Annotated in this window: 15 protein-coding genes; all 15 read right to left on the reverse strand. The window is 38.3% G+C overall.

The window, feature by feature from the left end; translation table 11 throughout:
• Positions 1 to 43 precede the first annotated feature (43 nt).
• Positions 44 to 1,075 carry an Ldh family oxidoreductase gene (locus tag MCG46_RS11140; protein ID WP_240280074.1) on the reverse strand — a complete coding sequence of 344 codons (1,032 nt, stop codon included), beginning with the start codon at positions 1,073 to 1,075 and terminating at the stop codon, positions 44 to 46.
• A complete protein-coding gene (locus MCG46_RS11145) occupies positions 1,059 to 1,727 on the reverse strand; it encodes a sugar transferase (RefSeq protein WP_240280075.1) in 669 nt (222 codons plus the stop codon). The genes MCG46_RS11140 and MCG46_RS11145 overlap by 17 nt, the downstream gene beginning before the upstream one ends.
• On the reverse strand, positions 1,724 to 2,560 hold the full coding sequence (locus MCG46_RS11150) for an aldolase/citrate lyase family protein (RefSeq protein ID WP_240280076.1): 837 nt from the start codon (positions 2,558 to 2,560) through the stop codon (positions 1,724 to 1,726). The genes MCG46_RS11145 and MCG46_RS11150 overlap by 4 nt, the downstream gene beginning before the upstream one ends.
• Before the next feature lie 249 nt (positions 2,561 to 2,809).
• Positions 2,810 to 4,834, reverse strand: coding sequence for a nucleoside-diphosphate sugar epimerase/dehydratase (locus tag MCG46_RS11155; protein WP_240280077.1), 2,025 nt, complete (start codon positions 4,832 to 4,834; stop codon positions 2,810 to 2,812).
• A gap of 41 nt (positions 4,835 to 4,875) precedes the next feature.
• Positions 4,876 to 5,622, reverse strand: a complete 747-nt coding sequence (locus MCG46_RS11160; protein ID WP_240280078.1) for a tyrosine-protein phosphatase — start codon at positions 5,620 to 5,622, stop codon at positions 4,876 to 4,878.
• The gene (locus tag MCG46_RS11165; protein ID WP_240280079.1) at positions 5,619 to 6,374 is read right to left on the reverse strand and encodes a CpsD/CapB family tyrosine-protein kinase; all 756 of its coding nucleotides are present in this window, start codon (positions 6,372 to 6,374) and stop codon (positions 5,619 to 5,621) included. Before MCG46_RS11165 ends, MCG46_RS11160 begins: the two co-directional genes overlap by 4 nt.
• On the reverse strand, positions 6,374 to 7,075 hold the full coding sequence (locus MCG46_RS11170) for a YveK family protein (RefSeq protein WP_240280080.1): 702 nt from the start codon (positions 7,073 to 7,075) through the stop codon (positions 6,374 to 6,376). Before MCG46_RS11170 ends, MCG46_RS11165 begins: the two co-directional genes overlap by 1 nt.
• A gap of 46 nt (positions 7,076 to 7,121) precedes the next feature.
• Positions 7,122 to 8,180, reverse strand: coding sequence for an LCP family protein (locus MCG46_RS11175; protein WP_240280081.1), 1,059 nt, complete (start codon positions 8,178 to 8,180; stop codon positions 7,122 to 7,124).
• Between the two features lie 535 nt (positions 8,181 to 8,715).
• Positions 8,716 to 10,104 (reverse strand): MATE family efflux transporter, encoded by a 1,389-nt coding sequence (locus tag MCG46_RS11180; RefSeq protein ID WP_240280082.1) that lies wholly within the window; start codon positions 10,102 to 10,104, stop codon positions 8,716 to 8,718.
• A 115-nt stretch (positions 10,105 to 10,219) separates the two neighbouring features.
• A complete protein-coding gene (locus MCG46_RS11185) occupies positions 10,220 to 11,575 on the reverse strand; it encodes a dicarboxylate/amino acid:cation symporter (RefSeq protein ID WP_240280083.1) in 1,356 nt (451 codons plus the stop codon).
• 210 nt (positions 11,576 to 11,785) lie between these two features.
• Positions 11,786 to 13,363: an MAC/perforin domain-containing protein gene (locus MCG46_RS11190; RefSeq protein WP_240280084.1), complete on the reverse strand. Its 1,578-nt coding sequence runs from the start codon at positions 13,361 to 13,363 to the stop codon at positions 11,786 to 11,788.
• Between the two features lie 317 nt (positions 13,364 to 13,680).
• Positions 13,681 to 16,485 (reverse strand): TOTE conflict system archaeo-eukaryotic primase domain-containing protein, encoded by a 2,805-nt coding sequence (locus MCG46_RS11195; RefSeq protein WP_240280085.1) that lies wholly within the window; start codon positions 16,483 to 16,485, stop codon positions 13,681 to 13,683.
• A gap of 11 nt (positions 16,486 to 16,496) precedes the next feature.
• Positions 16,497 to 16,640 (reverse strand): hypothetical protein, encoded by a 144-nt coding sequence (locus MCG46_RS11200; RefSeq protein WP_240280086.1) that lies wholly within the window; start codon positions 16,638 to 16,640, stop codon positions 16,497 to 16,499.
• A 531-nt stretch (positions 16,641 to 17,171) separates the two neighbouring features.
• A complete protein-coding gene (locus MCG46_RS11205) occupies positions 17,172 to 18,332 on the reverse strand; it encodes a hypothetical protein (protein ID WP_240280087.1) in 1,161 nt (386 codons plus the stop codon).
• A 317-nt stretch (positions 18,333 to 18,649) separates the two neighbouring features.
• Positions 18,650 to 19,399 (reverse strand): tyrosine-protein phosphatase, encoded by a 750-nt coding sequence (locus MCG46_RS11210; protein WP_240280088.1) that lies wholly within the window; start codon positions 19,397 to 19,399, stop codon positions 18,650 to 18,652.
• Positions 19,400 to 19,410: the final 11 nt, after the last annotated feature.

Raw genomic sequence — 19,410 nt, forward strand, 5'->3', positions numbered from 1 at the left:
TCATTGAGTCAATTCCTTTCATTTGTATGTATATGAACTAATCTTAGGCATATTCCATTTTCTCATCAAATAGGTACTCTAACTTTCTAATAACTTCATCTGATAGAATAATTCCTAGTTTCTTATTTTCTAACTTCCTGCTTTTGCTTCTATCTCCTGGGATTACTATTTCCTTTCCTTTTACAGTATTGGAATTTTTTAAAATTTCAATATATCTGTCCATATCTGATTTAAAATCACCTTCATAAATGATTTCAGGATTTATCGCTATTATTAAATGCCCTACATTCATGCAATCTCCACTTTCAGAATAGAATTTTCTTACTTTATTTAAATAAGCCGCTCCGGACAAAAAACCTGATAGTATATCAATTATCATGGCAATGCCATAGCCTTTAAATCCTCCTGTAGGTAAAACAAAGCCTGACATCGCTTCATCAGGATCTATTGTTGGATTACCTTCTTTATCTATAGCCCATCCGCTCTCTAATTTTTCTCCATTTGCTTTGGCCAATCCAAATTTTGATTTAGCTACAACACTCGTTGCCATATCTAGAGTGATATTTCCATAGGATTTAGAGGGACTTGCAAAAGCAAGAGGATTTGTACCTAACATAGCCTCAAGTCCATTAAATGCTGGCATTGCCGCGGGAGAGTTACAGCAAATGAAACCAATCTGTCCAGCATTTGCAATTTTTTCAACAAAATAAAGGCCTGATCCAAATGTATTGGAATTATAAGCAAAAACAGTATGAATACCCTCTGTTTTTGCTTTTTCAATTGCAATATCAGTTGCCTTATTTGCAGAAATAGCTCCAATTGTATTCTTTGAGTTAATAATCGTAAACGCAGGAAACTGTTTTTTGATCTCTATTTCCTCATATGAATAATTACCCTTTTCAATTTTTTCTACATATATTGGAAGCATTCGGATACCATGTGTAGATATCCCACACAAATCAGCTGAAATCATAGAATCTATAAATATCCTTGCATCTTCTACTGGCATTTCTCTAGAAATAAGTAGCTTTAAAGCTTTTTCACGAATAAAATCCTCATTACATCGTTTCATCATTATTTTCGACCTGCTGAAGAATTCTTCGTTCTTTAAAGCTTTTTGCTGTTTCAGCTTGAATTATAGTTTCTTTTGTTTTGAAAATCTGTCTTATTGTACCGAAAATTATTCTTATATCTAGAAAAAATGAAACATGAGCTACATACCATTCATTTAATTGAAACCGTTGAATCCAATCGACACTATTCCTACCATTTATTTGTGCCCATCCGGTTATACCTGGCCTTACTGTAAAAACTTGTTTTTCTTCTTCTGTATACTCTTCGTAAGTACAAGGATGATATGTAAGAACAGGTCTGGGTCCTACAAAAGACATATCGCCTTTAAATATATTAATCAGCTGTAGAAGCTCGTCAAGACTAAATTTTCTAAGTATGTATCCTATCTTTGTAATTCTTGGATCATTGTGAAACGAATACGCTCCTGTACCTTGACCTTCTGCATTAACAATCATTGTACGAAATTTTAACATATTAAAGGACTTTCCATAAAGTGTAAGTCTTTTCTGTATAAATATAGCAGGCCCTTTAGAATCTAATTTAACAATAATAGCGATAACAATTAAAACAGGCCATAATATCAGCAATAATAAAGCAGAAAAAAAAACATCTAAAATCCGCTTCCCTTGGCATTTATAAAATGTATGCTTCATGAGATTATCACCTCCGTTTTCTTTTTAACAATCTTGTCAACAATCTCTTTTACTTGTAATTGATTATCCATTAAATCAAAGGATGAAAGTTTTGAAACCAAGGCTTCATATTCCCTTATCTTTGTTATTTCTTTTCGAAACAAAGAATCAATTTCACTAAGGCTTGAATAATCAGCCACATTACAAAAGCTTCTTGAAAGAATAGCTCTGGTTGATCCTAAACGGTAATGTTCTTTTATTATATTTTCTGCTGGTAGTTCCCCACAACCAAGCCGTGCAATTCCTCCAAATCCATAAGGTAAACCTTTAGACTTAATTTTTTCACAAAGATTTTCTACAGTTCCATTCATGAGTAACTCAAACATAAATGATAAGTTATGAGAGAGATGAAGATCATTTAATCCTATGTGAATTTCATCTATGCCCTCAATCTCTAATACCTCATCCAAACATGCCTCAGCTTCTTTTGTCTCTAATAATAGCATAGATTTACATCGTCTATTTAACGTCTTAATAAATAATTCAACTTCCCTTACTGTTTTCCAATAAGGTAGCATTATTATATCTGCTCCAGCTTTAATTACAGAATTAATTTCGTATACAGAGTTAGCATTCCATGGGTTAATTCTTACTAACATTTCCGAAGTCTCCAAATAAGGAGCTATTTTTGATATATCACTCACTTTATGATGAGACTTCACAGAATCTTGTCCCTTCTGTCGTGCTTCTTTGCCAAGTGTTTCTAAATCAATCCAAATTCTATCAATACCATATTTTTGCGCAATAAGCGCTATAGATAGATCATTTGTTATATACATTAATTTTAAAAACATATTCGAACTCCTTTCTACTTAAATTTCAGTGATTTTATATTTCTTAATACTTTTTTCTATTACAAATAAGCAATATAGTAAATAGTGTATTGATAAAGATATACTCGAGAATGTACTATTTTTAGCTTAGTATATTTTCTAAAATGCACATTCAATTTTATGTTTTTTCGGCAGATTGAATTTTTTACATCACAGTATTAGTAAAAGGCAAATTCTTTCCTTAAATAATTCCATTTCTAATTTTCTTTCTTAGTCATTCGTTATTTTAACAGCTTCTTTTTTCTCTTTACTCAGCTTTTGTATTCTTCTTTTCTCAATCTCATCCTGCTTCTTTTCAGGATGATAGGTTGGGATGATTTCAGAAACTAGCTGTTTAATTGTTGAACTGTTTGTATAACTGGCTTCTGATAAGATCTCCACTTGATTCATAAACTGTTCCACGTCAAAAGCAATTGGTTTTGCGATATGAATCAGTTGATTCGGGGTTGTTTGTAACCCTTCTTCTGCCATCAGTTTCTCTTCGTATAATTTCTCACCGGGTCTTAAACCTGTATACTCGATCTTAATATCCACATTCGGCTTATAACCCGATAGCTTAATCAGATTTCTTGCCAAGGTGTCAATCTTCACAGGATCTCCCATATCCAAAACAAAGATTTCTCCTCCCTTAGCATACGTTCCGGCTTGTAACACCAAGCTCACAGCTTCCGGAATCGTCATGAAGTATCGAATAATATCCGGATGTGTTACCGTCACCGGTCCACCTTCTGCGATTTGTTTCTTAAACAAAGGGATTACTGATCCGTTGCTTCCTAATACATTCCCAAAGCGCACTGCCACAAACTCAGTTTTAATCTTATTTTCTTGAATCTCTTGGATTGGATTCCAGGTATGTGACCAAAGTTGAGGAAGAAACTGATAACTTCCCGTCTGACTGATCTGGTTCATACTCTGAATCACCATCTCACACAATCGCTTACTCGCACCCATAATATTCGTAGGATTCACTGCTTTGTCGGTACTGATAAGGACAAATCGTTGGCATCCATTCTTTAATGCTGCATAAGCTGTCTTATATGTACCAATGACATTGTTTTTTATGGCTTCATTGGGGCTCCCTTCCATCAATGGCACATGTTTATGTGCTGCCGCATGATAGACGATATCCGGTTTATAAGTCTCAAAGACACTGTCAATTCTCCGGCTGTCTCTGACAGAGCCAATTAAGACAATCAAGTTTAACTCTGGATATTTCCGCTTCAATTCCTGTTCAATGTCATAAGCATTGTTTTCATAGATTTCAAAAAGAATGAGTTGTTGAGGATGATGGCCTGCAATCTGTCGGCACAACTCGCTGCCAATGGATCCTCCACCACCCGTGACTAAGATCGTTTTCCCTTTTAAGTGTCCAAAGATTTCATCCATATTGACTTGAATCGGTTCTCTTCCTAAAAGATCTTCCACAGCTACTTCTTTCATCTTAGAAAAAGCGACATCGCCATTGACCATCTGGTAGATTCCCGGAAGCATCTTCAGCTCACAGCCGGTTTCTTTACAGATGTTCAGAATATCCCGTTTTGCTTCTGCTTTGGCACTTGGAATGGCCACCAGAATCTGTTGGATTTCATACTTCTCGACATTGACTAAGATATCATCCCGGCCTCCGACAATCGGAACTCCGTCAATAAAGCGACCCCATTTATTTGGATTGTCATCAATGATGCATTGAACCTTGCCGACATCAAATTCCGTTCGTTGAACATCTCGTAAGATCAGTCGTCCAGCATCCCCCGCTCCAATCAACATGATGTTCTTCTCTTGTTTCCTTTTATGGGCTTTTTCTCGACGACTTCTTTCTAATAAAACAAACCGATAAGAGAACCGAATTCCAATGGTTAAACAGAATTGGATAATCATCCCAAACAAGTAATACGACATGGGCATCGGCTGAAAGAACGTCATGATTCCTAAAGCATGAAGAATTCCAGTCACTATCGTCGCGGCTGTGACTCTTAACAGTTCACTGTATCCCGCAAAACGCCATAAACTGCGATAAAGCTTCAAGCTAAAAAAGATAATTAAACAGATCACTGTATAAACAGGAACAAATTGCATCCATGCATTTAAGTAACTCCGAGGAATCCTTGTAAACTGACAATCAAAGCGAAACCATAAGGCAAGCAGATATGCTAAGTTCACGGTGAAAGCATCATAAACAATCAGGTACAAAGAGATGACATGCCAGTGTTCAATCTTTCGTTTTCTTTCCTGCATTTTTTCTCTCCCCCTTTTCCCCAACTAAAAAACGACTTTTGTCAAAACCACAAAAATCGTTTCTTCTTTTTCTCTATTTCTTCATATTCTACTCGGATGTCTTCGTTAATCAGAAGTTTCCCTGGATTCTCTTCTGTCAGTTGCTTTGCGATGCTCTCTCCAAATTCTTCTTCAAGTATATCATAGGCTTCCTTTAAGATTAGTGGTCGATATTTATTGTGAGCATCACTCGCAATAAAGCTGACAAATCCATGTTCAATCATAGAAAACAAGATTCTCTTCGTTTCCTTCTTAAACAAACTATTCTGATTTGATTGAAGTAAATAACCTTCCTTCAGCCAGCGCAAGCAAAAGTTAGGATCTTCTTGAACATAACGATAACGTTCAGGATGCGCGATGATAATTTGATACTTCAATGACAATTCATAGAGAATCTCATCATATTCATTCTTGTAACTCTGAAATGGAAATTCAACGAGAATGGTTTTGGATTCTGCCAAGGTTAAGATGTCTCCCTGTTCCAATAATTCTGGCAAATCAGGGTGAATATAAAGTTCATTCCCTAAGTGAAGCTTAATTGAACCTTGGTAAGCTTGCTTTAGTTCATTGAAGCGTTTCACTAATTCTGAGGCTTTAATCCGATACTCGCCATTCTTCATATAGTGAGGTGTCGTAATCAACTCTGTGATCCCATCTTCCTCGGCTTGTTTTAATAAAGCTAAGGATTCTTCTAAGCTTTGACTACCATCATCCACTCCAGGTACTAAATGGCTATGAATGTCAATCATTTCTTTTTGCCGCTTTTCTTATTCAATGAACTTAACAAATTCGTTTGTTTCTTTTTATTTGTCGTTTTCTTCTGACTGTCACTGTAACGATAGCCATAGCTGTTATAATACTTCTTCTGAACTGGCATCATCGTCATGACAATGCCAATCACGTTGACTTGGGTCTGTTCTAACTGATCCTTCACTCTTAGTAATTCCTTACGGTCATTGCGATTGGAAGCACAGACAAGAATTGTTCCATCACAATAACTGGCCGCTACCACACCATCGGTGACTAAGCCCACTGGCGGACAGTCCAATAGAATCAAATCATACTCTTCTCTTCGCACGTCAATGAATTCTTTTAAAGCATTCGACTGAATGAACTCCGAAGCAAAGGGGATCTTTGTCCCCGCGGTAATCACATCGACATGTTCGTAAGGTTGTAACACAACCTCTTCAAACTCGGCCTGATGACCTATAATATCTGAAATACCCTTTTTGTTTTTCAACTTCAGCTTCTTATGGATCGTAGGCATTCTTAAATCTAAGTCTATCACCAAGACTTTCTTTTGAAGTTGAGCATAAACCATGGCCAAATTTAAGACACAAGTACTTTTTCCTTCCTGCGCTGTTGTAGATATGATATTAATTACTTTCATATCTTTGTCAAAATTGCGCATCAAGATATTCGTTCTTAACGTACGATAGGCTTCTGATGCAGGTGCATCAGGATCCGTTAATGTAATCAGTTCATCTCCTACTCGCAACATTATTCAGTCCCCCCTGCATTCATATCTGGAATCAAACCAATAATCGGATAATCAAAGATTTGTTTCATTTCTTCTTCGGTTCGAATATTCCTGTCATTGAGCAAAAGATATACCACAATACAGCCATCAATAACAAAACCAATTAAAAATCCGATGAATATGTTTGTTAAATTCGATGGACTGGATTTCTTCTCAGGTACTTTGGCGGAATTTAGAACAGTGACATTTTCAATATTCATTATGGAATAGATCTTATCTTGAAATACTCGAACAATTTCATTCGCAATCGTTGCCGCCTCTTGAGGATCTTTTGAGGTAACCGCGACGGTGATGACTTCCGTATCCTTCACCGAACTGATCTTGACAATCTTCTGATACCCTTCTGTATCTAAATCATCCAACTTCAGATTTTGAATGACTTCATCACTAATCGCTTCACTCTTTAGGATTTCACTGTAGGTATTGACTAGCTTTTGTGATGTCTGAAGATCATTGTAACTGATCTGTTGACTCTCTGGATTCGATTTCTGGACAATAATCAACTTCGCTTCCGCAGTGTACTTCTTTGGTATCAGAAACAAAGTTACTAAAGCAGCGACAATAGAGGTCGCCAAGATGATCAAAACGAAAGGTTTGAAATGCTTTTTAACAATTTCAAACACCCGCGAAAGATCAATTTCAATTTCGTCATTCTCGTACATTTTCTATCTCCCTTTTTTCTCTTTTCCATATAAAAGAATCCTATCTTCAGGATCCTCCAAATTGATTTTGTATGTTTCTTTCTAATTGAACGATATTGGAACTAGGTTGATAACTTTCATCTTCATAAATATTCCAATGAAGTTCTTTCGCTAGATCCTCATAGTTTTCCATCATATAGATTGGGCTGAATCCGTTGTATTCAATAACTTTTTCAATCGAATCCATCCCTTTTGATGGAATCTGAAATTGATCAATATGCTTTAAATCAAAACTTAACAAAGAAGTGATATCATTTTTGATCTCATTATTCGTTAAGTTGGTTTCCACATAAGGAAGCATTTCATCCACGATTTCCATTAATTCAAACACGTTCTTTTTGACTAACTTTTCTAAGACTTTTAGAATGACTTCGTTTTGTCGATCCATGCGATGGAAATCATCATCTACTTTTCGAATACGACAATAGCCAAGCGCTTGTTTTCCTTTTAAATGAAAAACATTTCCATCCCGAGTCGCCCCTAAATCCATCACTTGTGTAGCTAAGAGTCCGTCGGGGAGTGTTATATCAATGCCACCAACTAAATCAACTAACGTTTCTATTGCTTCAAAACTAAAGCCGACATATTGGGTAATATCTAAATCAAAGTTATAATTCAATGTTTTTACTGCCAGTTCTGCTCCCCCACGCCAATGCGCATGATTGAGTTTATCATAGTCATTGTAGGGATCTGGAATGTAAACTAGCGTATCCCGCTGCAAGGAGGTAATTTTTATCTTCTTGGAATCAAAATCTAAAGAGATAATCTTTGTAGCATCGGAGCGTTCCATCTCGTAATCATTCCATTCAGATTTTTTAGCATTATCCGATCCAAATAAGGCGATATTCACAATGCGATGATTCTTAACTTGATCTAAGACTTCTTGGCTAACTAAAGCATCTTCATTGGAAAGTTTCTTTGAACGGACTGTTCTATTCAATAAGGAATCAATATAGAGATTCCCGCCCAAAACTAGAATTAAGATTAAAGAAGCAAGAACGCCAATTACGATCAATAAAATCCTGGTTTTCTTATCTTTCTTGTGGGTATTTTTTTGTTTTTTCAATGTGTCACATCCTTTGGTATAAAACAAAAAAGGTATGCTTCGCCAACCCAGATATTAAAAAATGGGTTCATGAAAAGCATACCAATGAAACCCTTCCCCAAGGTGCCCCTTGCAGCCATTGAGGAAGAATAACTTTCTTTTAATTTAATCCATAAAAAAAATTAAAACTTTAAAATTCTATTTATGGCCTAGCCTGTGAATGAGAATCTTTTTTTCACATTTGTAAGAAAACCTACACCTTTTTTGACATTCATTTTTAAGGTAATAAATGGAAATAAATGGCCTATCTTCTTACATTAGACATTATAAAAGCAGTAGAGGCGATTGTCAATGAAAGTGTAGGTAATCTTCCAAAATTAATTGCTAAAATGTAATGAATTACGCATTTTATGTACTCAACGACATTCTGAAAATATAAAAAATCGAAGAATTTTCATCTTCGATTTTTTATACAGATCTATTTTACTGAAGTTAAAAATCTAACCAGAAGCACAGGAAACGCCATTCTGAAACCGTTTATTTTAATGAACAATCCTTAACCTTGCAGTGATTTCTGTTGTTCTTTTTTTATTCTTCGTTTTAACCAGCCACCCTGCAGATAGTAAAGAATAAAGAGAATAGAAGTTAATGACCAGGTTAAGGGATAGCTGAATAATACATTTTCAATCGTATGATTGAGAGGAACGGCAACCCAGATCCACACCACCCGCAGTACACAGATGCCAAGACAGGTCATGATCATCGGAATTATGGAATCGCCAGTCCCACGCACTGCCCCTGAGAGAATTTCGACACAAACGTAAGTGAAATAATAAGGTGCTAGATACAGCAGCATCTGCATCCCAGCTTCAACAACGGCGATATCCTGAGTAAACAAATGATAGATTCCCCGGCTTGTCAGCATGAGAATGGCACTCATGCCAAAAGCAGTCCCAAAAGCCATACCTAAGCAGACTTTAACGCTCTTGTGAATACGATCCATTTTACCGGCGCCAAAATTCTGCCCTACGAAGGTTGTGATCGCTACGCCAAAGGCGCCCATGATCATCCAGAACAGTCCATCGATCTTCCCATAAGCAGTATAAGCCGCAATCATATCCGTACCAAACGTATTTACACTGGCTTGGATGACAATATTGGAAACTGAATACATCACTGACTGCAGTCCCGCCGGAATGCCGATAACAACAATTTCTTTTAACAATGCAGAGTGCAGCTTGATTCGCTTGCGAATCAGCCGATAACGTTCATCCTCGGCCTGAGATAAGCTGAGAAGGACCAGTCCTCCGCTGATATACTGAGCGATGCACGTGGCCGCGGCAGCTCCGAAAACATCCCATTGGAAAACGACGACAAAGATCAAATCAAGAACGACATTAGCCAGACAGCACACAATGAGAAAATACATTGGACGTTTGGAATCCCCAATCGCCCGAAGAATACCAGAACCGACGTTATACAAAAGATTTGGAATCAATCCTACAAAATAAATGATCATATAGATCAGGGAATAATTCATGATGTTCTCCGGTGTCCCCATGGCTCTTAAAGCCAACGGTGCGCCGAGAATGCCGATCACCATCAGGATACCCCCGCCAACGAACGACATTGCAATTGCAGTATGGACAGCATCGCTGGACTTCTCTATCTTCATCGCCCCATAATATTGAGAAATGATCACAGTAGCACCGGAAGCCAAACCAACGAAAAATCCAACCAACAAATTGATCAGTGTTCCTGTCGCGCCGCCGACAGCGGCCAGAGCCTCTTTGCCGACAAACTGGCCGACAATGACCGCGTCTGCTGTATTATACAGCTGCTGAAAGAAAGTACCAAGCATAATTGGAAAGAAAAATAACAACAGCTGCTTCCAGATCACGCCCTCTGTGATCTCATTGACTGTTGGATGCTGAAACTGCTTCATCTGTTAAGCTCCCCCTTAAACTGAATAATAGAATAGCACCGAAACGTTTGTTTGTCACCCATAAACAGAAGAAAAGCCAGAAGCTTTTTCAGCCTCTGACTCAGATCGTTATCAGCTAGTTCTGTTGAGCGTTGTATTGTTTTTCATCCAGCATTTTTTCACTGCGGGCCACGATCACTGAGGTAGCGGCATCGCCGACAACATTCAAGGAAGTAACCAGCATTTCAATCGGGCGATTAATCGCCAAAATTAAGGAATAGGCCAATAATGCAGCATCATTGGTATAACCCATGCCGGTCAGAATCGTAAACAGAATGACAGCGCCTGCACCTGGAGCCGCAGGAGTTCCGATCGAAGCGATCAATGCCAGAATGGCGATAACCGCGATGCTGGAGAAGGTAACCTGATATCCTGAGGAAGCAGCGACAAAGATTGCGGCAATGACCTGCATAATTGCAGTGCCGTCCATATTCACCGTCATGCCTAACGGCAGCGTGAAGGAAGCGATCTCATCACTGACACCCAGCTCTTCGGTAACCGTCTTCCGATTCAGCGGCAATGTCGCAGCGCTGGAAGAGGTAGAAAAACCGAACACGGCAACCTTAGCAATTTTCTTGATAAACGGCAGCGGATTGATTCGGCCTAAAACAGCGACAAAGACCGCATACCCGACAACCAAAAAGAATAAGAGCAGCAGCACTGTCGTCACCACGTAGGCCAGCGCTGGTTTGAGATGATCGACCCCATAGATCGCAAAGGTTCTTGTCAGCAGGACAAAGATCGCCAGCGGACCAAACTTGTTGATCACATAGCTCAGGCAGACGGTAATCAGATCACTGATCTCCTGCAGCAGCTTCTTTAACACTGTAATCTTATGTCCCAAAGCATTGATTCCCAAACCAGTAGCCACTGCCAGGAATACAACAGCCAGAACCTGCGAGTTTGTTGAGAAAGCACTGGTCATGTTGTTTGGAACAATGGATAAAAGAATCGAGAGCGGATTGCTTCCGCTGGAGCCTGTCGAAACATTCAGCCCACTGACCTCCACCGCATTGAAGGCGCCCGCCGCGTAAACCGCAAAGCCAACAGCCCCTGCAATTAACAAAGCAACAGTTGTCGTCAACAGGAACGTTCCCAAGGTCTTGCTGGAAATACGTCCCAATTTACGGGTATCCGTAATCTGACAGATCGCCAAGGCGATTGAGCAGAAGATCATCGGAACGATGATGACCTGTAAGGCATTGACGAATAATTGACCTACGATGTAAAACAAACCAATCGCATTTTTACCGCCTTCTGTGGTAATATCCTGAAATAGAAGATTGTTGATTGTCGTCCAGGTCTGTGTCTGACCTGCGGCCAAGAGATTTTCACGAAGCATCAGCATGCCGAGTCCGCAAAGTAAGCCTAAAACCATGGCAATTGCCATTTTGACGGCAAGATGACTGCCTTTCTTTTCTGTTTTTTTCATTCAGATCCCCTTTCATAAAAATACTCCTGACCCTTTAAGTTCAGGAGTAAATGAATAGAGGTTGCAAATTCATTTTCCTTGAGACGCCTCACGGGACGCTCTTAAAGGATCACTTCAAAAAGTATACTCAACTTTGCCCTGGCTGTCAATATCCGATTGTAATGCCAAGACTAATCCATTTTCCAATCCTTGGAATTCCTCAGGAATCAATTAGAGCTCCTTGTTGACCCAGACAAAGATATCATAGGTTCTGCCGCCGGTGCCGCGATTGGTATTGAGATCGCCGTCGTTGTTGATCAGACGTACCCGGCTCCAGCCTGGCTGACCATAATGATCAAATCCTGAATAATTGATCTCGACATCCGCTGCCAGCAAAGGCTTGCCTGCCGCAGCATCCTTAGTCCAGTACAGATAAACATAATGACCGCCGGCGCCATGGTTGAGATCTCGGCGCAGCCGATGGTAGGTGCATCCGCCTACGTTATAGGTATCACTGCACCGATCGTTAGGATCAGTTGCTCCGCGCATTCCGCGAATCGCTTCCTTCAGATCCGTGGTCACTGTATAGCCCAGATATTCATATTTTCCTCGGGCAGAGCAGTTGAGATCTTTGAAGACGATGAACTCAGGAGCTTTGGGATCATAAGCAGCCATTTGCGCATAGACATCCGCTCTTGCAGCATCCGGCGTATCACCGTAGCCGACAAAAATATCCTTCATGTACGTCGTAAGCACTTTATCCTGCAGATTCTTAAAGTAGCCGCCGTTCTTGGCCAGCAGCGTCGCAAAACCAGCCTTTAATGCCGCCTGACGGGTTGAACTGTCCGCCAGCATCCAGACTGGGAGCACCGAGACCGGATTATCCAAGGAGCCTGTGCCGATAAAGGCGAGTGAAGGCTTTGAGGTCAATGTTGGATCCAGGCTCTTTATCCACGTATCATAGGCGATCTGGGCTTGTTCCATCGTGGCGATATTCGTACTCACCGCTCCGCCTAACAGCACGCAGTGGAACGTGCTGGAATCAAAGAAGGCCTTAGCCGTCTTTTTGTATTCTGACGAAGCGTTTCCGGACACCGCCATGTAGGAGGCTTCCAGCGAAGTGGTCAGCGATTGTTCCGTTTCATTGCTGCTTTTCTCATGCATGAAGTCCATTTCCATACGTCCGCCTAAGCGGATATCCAAAAGCAGATGCGTTCCATATTTCGTAAAGAGCTCCTCCGCACTCATTCGATCATTATTCACATCCTTGCGGAAAGCCGGGGTCAGATAACCCTTTCTCAGATCCTCAGCGGTAATCTCACCCAAATCAAAATATTCCCGCTTCAGCGTCAGCTCATGCCTGCGGGTAGCAAAGCTCTTGGAAGAGCTGACCTTGTTCTCCGTGGTGAAAGCCATGTTGAAGCTGGCTTTGAAAGCGCCGGACTGAACACCCAAACCCGCCTTTGCGGATACCTTCTGACTGTACTCTTCCGCATACAGCGCGGCGATGTTTGTCGTTTCCACATAGGTTCCTTCATCCACGCGAATTCTTAACGGTGCCTTTGAAGCCGGTTCGCGACTGAGAATCGGTGCTCCTAATGATAAATCCAGAGAATTATAATACCGCTTTGTAATTACATTGTAGCCATAACCCAAGTAGCCGCCATAGTCCTTGTCATAGACAATCATAGGACTTTGTTCAGCCCACAGCTGAGGTTTGGCCTGTTCGCCTTTTTCCAGCATCATAACCGGTTCATTCAAGCGTTGGCTAAGACCGAGCGGCAGCATTCCATTGTAAATCTGTTCCATTTTGATTTCTCCTTTCGTACTCCTTAGCCTCATAGTAGCACGTTATATAAAAGAAATCAAAATAACCGATTAAACTAGCATGAAATCACATATTTGACCCAAATAAAAGATCCTGGACTTCCCGTCAAAATGTCCTGGATCCGCAGTTAAACAATTTGTGTAAGATCAACAGCGTGTAATACGATGAACTAATGGTATCTCCGCAATCAGCAATCGACTATTTTCAGATAAAACAGAAATATGGTTTGACAAGCCACTTAGCATTTGTTAAATAAAGTAATTTTTTATTTTTTGGTTATAGAATTGTCTGCTGGCATCTATATTTCCTCTCCATTTTCTTTTCCAAAAGTTAGTTCTAAAAGTTCTGCAGCTATACTCTCACTTCTAACACGCATTAGATTATCTTCAACATCTTCTTTACCTAAGAAATTTAAGCTACCATACCAAACAATTTCTTTATCTATAATGCAATAACGCTCGCAAAATTCATCTACAAGGTTCATCTTAAATCCTGCATTACGCATTCGCTCATGGAGTTGCATCCAATAGTTACTATCTCCAAAATTATATTCATCAGGTTTCCATGTAACAACGACGACTTTCAATCCATTCAATTGTTTTTCATAAAGTAAACCGATAAATTCTTCTACCTTTTGGTTGCTAATTGTTGGACTCGATATAATGATTTCATTTTTTGCAGAGAGGAGGTCGTTTTTATAAACTTCAAAGTAATTCTCAATATCATAGATGGAGTTAAGTTGATAATCTACTTTTAGCACTACTTCTTCCGAGCAAATTGAGTAGCCAATTTGTTTATATGCTTTTAATCGCTTATTGTACATTTTCTCAAACATTAAAACATGTACATCTACATAATCAAAAATAATGACATCTTTTTTACCTTCATAATCACGATTTAATCGTCCGGCATATTGTTCAACAACACTTTTTCCTGCAACAGGTGTTGCCATTATCAGTGTATCTAAACGAGGAAAATCAAACCCCTCTCCAATCAAACTACCGGTTGCAACCAAAATCATACTTTCATTTCTTGGTATAAGATTCATTTGTTTTAATATTTCTCTATGCTCTTTTTTAGAGTTTGCCCCAGATAACCAAAAAATATGATCTGCAACGCCTTTAAGCTTATTAAATAACTTTTCTGAATGATCAACATATTTAGATAAAATAACTGGAGTCCGTCCATTTACAATACACTGTTTTACATCATTTACAATAATCTCATCTCGATCATTATTATCTCTTAAAATAGCATAGGCTTTATTAGGATGTATTTTATCTTGATTAAATTTAGGCAGTACAGTTCTTGTAAATCTTGGGTAAACCAGGTGCTCGATCCCTTGTTCTTTCGCCCTTTCTTTTGATGTGTATTTAAATTGTATTGGTCCTAATAACATATAATTGATTTTCTCTAATCCATCTTCACGAATCGGAGTCGCAGTAACACCGTATACATATTTTGCTGTCACTACTTGCAAAATATCTACGATTGTATCGGAAGCTGCATGATGACATTCATCCAAAATAACCATTCCATATTCTTTTAGTTTTGGATGAAACTCTCCTTTTTTACATAATGACCCCACCATCGCAATATCAATAATACCTGTTGAGGAATCGTGAAAGCCTTGAATTTTACCGACTAAACTCTTTCTGGTTTTTATTTTTCCAGAAGGTGTCGTATAAGTAGGTGATTCTTCATCAATCATCAAGAATTGCTTTAACGCATTCTCCCATTGTTCAATGAGTGCAGATGACTGTAAAAGTATTAATGTATTCACTTTCTTACGAGCAATCATATTACAACATACAACCGTTTTCCCAAAAGCAGTTGCAGCATTTAGAATACCGGTATCTTTTTTCTCTAATGCTTTAATTGCATTTTCTTGTGATTCTTTTAACTGTCCATTAAATTCAACATTAATTTTTTTCCCATTACATCGTTTATCTTGGATATCTATTTGGATACCTACTTTATGACAAGAATCGATTAAATTATCCAATAAACCTCTAGGAATACGGATATATCCTTTTACATCTTTTCCTAAGTAAATATATCTTGCTTGATTAAAATTTGATAAATTCATTGCTTGATTTTTATAGAAAACAGGATTACTAAAAGCCGCCATTTCTCTAATTCTATTTTGGATTCTTGGCTTTAAATTATCAGTATTAATATAAATTGCATTTACTAGAGTTATTTGCATGCTTCCTTCAACATCCTGACAAATAAAATGATTGGTCATATTCCAAGGCTTCTCATCATTGTTCGCTAAAATATCTGACATCGAAACTTGAGCAATGGGACAACTTACATTCCATTCTTTAATTTTTTCTTTAATCCAATCTTCGCTCAATTTCTTCTTTGAAAGAAGTACTTTCCATTGATGAGGATATGCATTCCAATTCTCATCAACAAAAGCGCTATTTCCTTGTTTCAAAGCTTGCCCTTGTAAAGGAAGTGCAATCAAATTACCAAAACCGCCTTTAGGCATGTGGTCTTGCATTGGAATTAAGCGGTCGTAGTAACGAAACGATATTAGATTAACAGATTCTGCACCTTTCCGTAATAACGCATTTCCAAATTTTCGAGCGAGCAAAGCAGAAATTCTCTTTTCAAAGAAAATCCACAGATGAGCACCTCTTCCTGATCTGGAACGTTCAACTAAAGCGTCAATGCCATTCAATTTACATATTTCTCTTAGCGCATTTACTTCTTCTTTCCAGGTATCATCTATTTTTACTAAATCATGCTTCTGCACATCATTCTCATGATTATCAAAATCAAACACAATAAAACGGCATGTTTCATCTGGAAATAAGGGATAAATACCAATTACATCAGTACCATCTTCTTTATTTCCTTTTAAATGAGCAATAATTTGTTCCTTACCAAGTGTTTTAAAAACGGCATTTTTACAATCAGCACATTTTTTCTTTTTATCTATTTTCTTGGGACACCCATATTTCCAAAAATTATGGCACTGTAAGTAATAATTAGCAATTCCTGTTGATTTTGAAATTGCTCTTTGACTATATACATCAGTCCTTCCCCAAAACATACTAAAAAATGCGTTAGCATCTTTTTCTGTAAATCCCATTTTAGGAATAATTAGTGACCTTGATTTTGTTGATACACTTCTAATTTACTAGGTTTATTAAAAGAAATACCAGCTTTATTCAACAAATCTTTAAGATATTGATTTTCCTTTTCAAGAAGATCTATCCTTAATTGCAATTCTTTTACATCATTCATATCCTTCTTCCTCATTCATATAGTGTTTTATTTAAAACTAGCTTTATTATAACAGTTATTGTGTTTTATATGGATGCACTTATAGAATAACGTTCAAAAACAAAAATTTTCTCCTATCTCATTGAGTCAAAAAGAAAAATAAGCAATATTTGACCCTGGAAGAATTTCAGTAAAAGGTGCATGAAATCTAAGAAGTACAGAAGGATAAGAGATGAAAACAGGAAAGTATCTGATATCATGAAACAAGATTGGCTTTACATCAATATCGAGCAGTGAGGGATAAACAATTATGATATATGTACCTCCATGTTGTGCGATAAACTGTCTTTATCATTTGTTTAACAAATATCCGCCTTAATTTTGTTGTTAATTGTTAGGCCATCATCATTATATCGGAGGATAATTGTTTTATTACACTTTAAGCTTCGATATCAAACGCTTATATGGGGTATCCACTTCTAATATAAAAGGAAGGACTTTCATCCTCCCATACTTTAACGCCCAACACTTTTATCGATAGAAGCCTATATCTTAGAATTTCTCCAATCGTTTCTTCCTTTCAATCACTTTCGCTATTCTTAGTTTTATTTGTTGAACAATGGCTTGAATTCGTGCCTCATCCATGAATGGATTCTTTCTAAAGATGTCTTCAACTTCCTGTTCAAAACCCGAAAGCTTTGTTATATCAAGCCAAGACAAATCCTCTACTAATTCTAACTGTTGTTCCGGAGAGGTTTTAAATGGTTTACACTTATATGTACTTCCGATTGCGGAAGTTGGCTGAGTAGCCCATAGTGAGCTTCCACTATCAAAGATCGGTGCAATTCCAACCCACTCTAACGTTGTGATATTTCGAATGGCTCCAAAATTACGATAATGACGATCATAATTGGCAATGATATAATCACAAACAATCATTTTATCAATCTGCAATTTAACATTTGGGATATTAAGCGTCTTACAAGCTTCAAGGAAATGCATATATAATGAATCATTTCCTCTTTGCTTGATTATTCGATCAATATAAAAAGCAGATACTAATTCTTCATCTGTATTGACCATAGTTGGACAAGCAGAATAATAGAAATCATTTTCTTGAATCAATTTATAAGGTACATAGTCTTGCTTCTTAAGAATTCTTACATAAAGCTTTGTAGCAACAAGCTCGTTGAAAGGTTCTTGGTTATTATAACTGTTTCCCCCTTTAATAAGATAGCGAATACTATTTATGATTTTCCATTTCTTCTTCAAATTCCCATCGCTTGAATTATCTGGGCTAAAAATATCCAAGTTATGAGAATAATTAATCTGTCCCATCAATAGTTTTCCCATATCTTCACTAAAATCATTTTCAAAGAAATTAATATCCTTCCATTCAATATCTGAGTTTTCTTCCTTAATCCAATATTGATCACTCAAACTAAGACCAAAGCATCTTTCAAGCAATTCTACGGAAGAATGAATATCCATTTCTTCCATCACTTCTTTAAATCTACTTCTAGAGGCTGGAATTGAACGATCCTTCCACCAGTTATTTAAAGCTTTTCTTGTAATACCTGTTTTGTATTCAACAATTCCTAAAGGAGCATAATCAGGTTGAATCACACGAATAATTTTTATAACTGAATGTGTTTCTTCATCATATGAAAACTCTAAAACTTCAACATTCTTATTCATCAATTTATAATTCATTTTATTCACTCCTTTCTTGGCTGATTAGTAGAGCTATTATATCATATCTAAAGCATTCTTTCATTAAGCTTATGAGAGTATCGATCTTATTCCCTTTTTCATATAAACCGCATTTATCTTACTTCTTAATCCTCATTTCACTCATTTTTCTGAAAAACTGAAATTCTTTTTTCTAGTGATAGATGTGCAAGAAATAAAATAACCGATTAAACCAGATTGAAATCACATATTTGGCCAGAATAAAAGATCCTGGACTTCAACATCAAAAGGCCCTGGATCTGTCATTAGACAATTACTGTAAGATCATCATTCCACACTTAGCGTGAAGCGCGATGAACTAACGGTTCTCCTGCAATCAGCCGCCGACCGTTCTCATGACAAAGCAGAAGAGCGGTCTGATGATCATAACGCCGTTCAATCTCCTCCTGAATGTCGCTCAGCTTGATCACGCGCTTACCCCAGCAATGGTGCGCATCCGTTCCGATCGCGTCGCAATAGCCTTCCTCCACCATTCGCCAGGCCAGTTCACATTGCTTTTGATCGTCATTGAGAATTAAGGAAGTCCGATTGACCTGGAAATCACACCCCATCGCCCTCCAGCGCTTCAGGATGGAGAAATCTTCCTGTACGCTCTTGTAGCGTTCCGGATGGGCGATGATCACCTCATAGCCCTGACTGAACACCTGCTCCAACAACTCAGTTTCACTGCTGCCCAGCTGTACCTTCTGATACCAGGGGAACTCAATCAACAGCCGCCGCGAGCTGTTCAAGGTCAAAGCCCGACCACTGCGGATCCACGCCAGCGAAGCATCGGTCAGAAAGAACTCACAGCCCAGTTTCACTTCCAGATTCCAACCCTGCTCAGCGATCAGCGCCTGCAGCTGCGCAAACGGTTCCTTCAATGATTCGGCATCATTCTCATATCTATAATAAGGAAGACTGTGCGGCGTACATAAAATCGCCTCAATCCCATCTTCCACTGCAATCTGCAGCATATTTTTCGTTGTTTCCCGATCCTGCGAGGCATCATCCACACCCCACAGCACATGGCAATGAATATCAATCATACCTTTTCCTC

The organism is Holdemania massiliensis (genome assembly GCF_022440805.1).
Lineage (GTDB): Bacteria > Bacillota_I > Bacilli_A > Erysipelotrichales > Erysipelotrichaceae > Holdemania > Holdemania massiliensis_A.

Bases quoted from the DNA above. Each gene is read 5' to 3' on its own strand.
- MCG46_RS11160 (WP_240280078.1), bottom strand. From the start codon at position 5,622: ATGATTGACATTCATAGCCATTTAGTACCTGGAGTGGATGATGGTAGT.
- MCG46_RS11150 (WP_240280076.1), bottom strand. From the start codon at position 2,560: ATGTTTTTAAAATTAATGTATATAACAAATGATCTATCTATAGCGCTT.
- MCG46_RS11140 (WP_240280074.1), bottom strand. From the start codon at position 1,075: ATGATGAAACGATGTAATGAGGATTTTATTCGTGAAAAAGCTTTAAAG.
- MCG46_RS11165 (WP_240280079.1), bottom strand. From the start codon at position 6,374: ATGTTGCGAGTAGGAGATGAACTGATTACATTAACGGATCCTGATGCA.
- MCG46_RS11195 (WP_240280085.1), bottom strand. From the start codon at position 16,485: ATGGGATTTACAGAAAAAGATGCTAACGCATTTTTTAGTATGTTTTGG.
- MCG46_RS11145 (WP_240280075.1), bottom strand. From the start codon at position 1,727: ATGAAGCATACATTTTATAAATGCCAAGGGAAGCGGATTTTAGATGTT.
- MCG46_RS11185 (WP_240280083.1), bottom strand. From the start codon at position 11,575: ATGAAAAAAACAGAAAAGAAAGGCAGTCATCTTGCCGTCAAAATGGCA.
- MCG46_RS11205 (WP_240280087.1), bottom strand. From the start codon at position 18,332: ATGAATTATAAATTGATGAATAAGAATGTTGAAGTTTTAGAGTTTTCA.
- MCG46_RS11155 (WP_240280077.1), bottom strand. From the start codon at position 4,834: ATGCAGGAAAGAAAACGAAAGATTGAACACTGGCATGTCATCTCTTTG.
- MCG46_RS11180 (WP_240280082.1), bottom strand. From the start codon at position 10,104: ATGAAGCAGTTTCAGCATCCAACAGTCAATGAGATCACAGAGGGCGTG.
- MCG46_RS11210 (WP_240280088.1), bottom strand. From the start codon at position 19,399: ATGATTGATATTCATTGCCATGTGCTGTGGGGTGTGGATGATGCCTCG.
- MCG46_RS11200 (WP_240280086.1), bottom strand. From the start codon at position 16,640: ATGAATGATGTAAAAGAATTGCAATTAAGGATAGATCTTCTTGAAAAG.
- MCG46_RS11170 (WP_240280080.1), bottom strand. From the start codon at position 7,075: ATGTACGAGAATGACGAAATTGAAATTGATCTTTCGCGGGTGTTTGAA.
- MCG46_RS11190 (WP_240280084.1), bottom strand. From the start codon at position 13,363: ATGGAACAGATTTACAATGGAATGCTGCCGCTCGGTCTTAGCCAACGC.